At 48.2% G+C, this 1650-nt stretch carries 3 protein-coding genes; all 3 read left to right on the top strand.

Going from position 1 to position 1650, the window contains the following annotated elements:
• Window positions 1-233 precede the first annotated feature (233 nt).
• The gene (locus ACQCLF_RS15910; protein ID WP_426989058.1) at window positions 234-848 is read left to right on the top strand and encodes a hypothetical protein; all 615 of its coding nucleotides are present in this window, start codon (window positions 234-236) and stop codon (window positions 846-848) included.
• A gap of 21 nt (window positions 849-869) precedes the next feature.
• Entirely contained in the window at window positions 870-1268 is a 399-nt protein-coding gene (locus ACQCLF_RS15905; RefSeq protein WP_426989056.1) for a hypothetical protein, read from the top strand.
• Window positions 1269-1322: 54 nt separating this feature from the next.
• The coding region (locus ACQCLF_RS15900) for a hypothetical protein (protein WP_426989054.1) at window positions 1323-1650 on the top strand (328 nt) is incomplete at its 3' end.

Below are 1650 nucleotides of genomic sequence, written 5' to 3'. Positions count from 1 at the left end.
CCTGTAGGGAAGCCGCTTGTAGTGCTCAGCTACATAGAAGTGGCGCTTTTTGCCGCCATGCTGTTGTCATTGGTTCTGTTAATGGTCGCCGCTTTAGTGTTGTGGTTGATTGGCTGAGGCGATCTTTCAACGTCCGCTTACGGCTAAGAATGCCAGTACCATCTACGCTACCAACTGTTGAAGCCGGAAGTATCACAGCCGTATTGCGCCGCTCCCAAGGGCTTTTACGGGAAATGGTAGAGAACTACGAGAGCTATAAAGGCGGTGATCTCACCAAAGGTCAGTACGATTATCGTCGTCGTAAGTTGCTCACTCAGCTGAGTCAAAAGCTCGGTCCTACCCAATGGTTGCTCAATGGAACGTCCGATCTGTCTGAGGTGCTTCGGATTAGTCGAGAGGCGGGGACGAAGCCCGTCTTTCCTTTGAATCAGCAAGCGAGAAAGCTGGCCAATGCCTCCAAACTTGCTTCGGCAGGCGGTGTTATTCTCGCTGCGGTTTCTCTGAAAATAGCGTGCGACCAGATTGCAGAGGCTGAATCTGACAAGGAAAAAAGTGGTGTCTTTGTCGAAACGGTTACCTCTGCAGCTGTAGGGCTGGGTGCCACAACCGGAATTTCAATTGCGGTTGCGATCGCATCTACCCCAGTAGGTTGGGTAGCCTCATTGGTGATCGCAACAGGTGTCGCCGCCGTCAGCTATGCTTCAGGACGAGCGGCGCGCCATATGTACGACTCGCTGGGGAACCCGGTCGACCTTTCTGGAGCGATTGGAGTGAGTGCGTTGTGCTCTAATAAAGAGAAAGCGAAGTCTGGAAAACTGGTCGCTCCTGGCCTGTCAATGCGACTTTAAAAATTTGGAAGTCAGAATACGATGCAAAGCACACTTGATGTAATCAATACGATTGGTGTTTACTCTGTAATCCCTGCGATTCCGCTGGTTCTATTGTCGGTTATCTTTGGGATAGTGCTTCATAATACTTTAATAAGTCGGCTGGACCCGATTTTGTTCAAAGAGCCATACTTCCATAAAAAGGAGTTGAATACCTACGTGGTATGGCCTCTGACAATATTAAAAACAGTGGGATATATTCTGTTGGTAACTTCCCCCAAGATGGCGAAATGGAAGCGCTTTAAAGGCTTTAGCGGAACACTTCCAGTTGGAAAGTCGTTGATAGTGCTTTGCTACATTGAGTTGGTGCTTCTTTTTATGGTGATGTTGATCGCAATTGTTATGATGACCACGGGTTTGCTGTCTGTGCTTCTTAGCTAATTTTTCAGAACGGATTTTCGCAGTAAACCATTAAAGGCTGACAGGGTGGGGGCATTGTCGATCAGTACCATTGGGCTTTATGCCGTGCTTCTAACGTTTCCAGCGATCCCAGTGGCTATAATAATTGGGATAGTGCTCCATAACACGCTGATAAAACGGCTTGACCCGCTTCTGTTTAAGCGGCCATATTTTCAGGAGAACGAGTTGCTGTTGTACGTTATCTGGCCTTTTTCCTTCCTAAAAACGGCAGGGTACATCATGCTGATAACCTGCCCAAAAGCAGCCAATTGGAAGCGGTTCAAACACTTTGATAAGAATGTGCCTGTAGGGAAGCCGCTTGTAGTGCTCAGCTACATAGAAGTGGCGCTTTTTGCCGCCATGC

Origin of the sequence: Marinimicrobium sp. ARAG 43.8, from assembly GCF_050113635.1 — a bacterium.
GTDB lineage: Bacteria > Pseudomonadota > Gammaproteobacteria > Pseudomonadales > Cellvibrionaceae > Marinimicrobium.
This window is presented reverse-complemented; position numbering and strand designations above follow the sequence as displayed.

Bases quoted from the DNA above. Each gene is read 5' to 3' on its own strand.
- ACQCLF_RS15905 (WP_426989056.1), top strand. From the start codon at position 870: ATGCAAAGCACACTTGATGTAATCAATACGATTGGTGTTTACTCTGTA.
- ACQCLF_RS15910 (WP_426989058.1), top strand. From the start codon at position 234: ATGGTAGAGAACTACGAGAGCTATAAAGGCGGTGATCTCACCAAAGGT.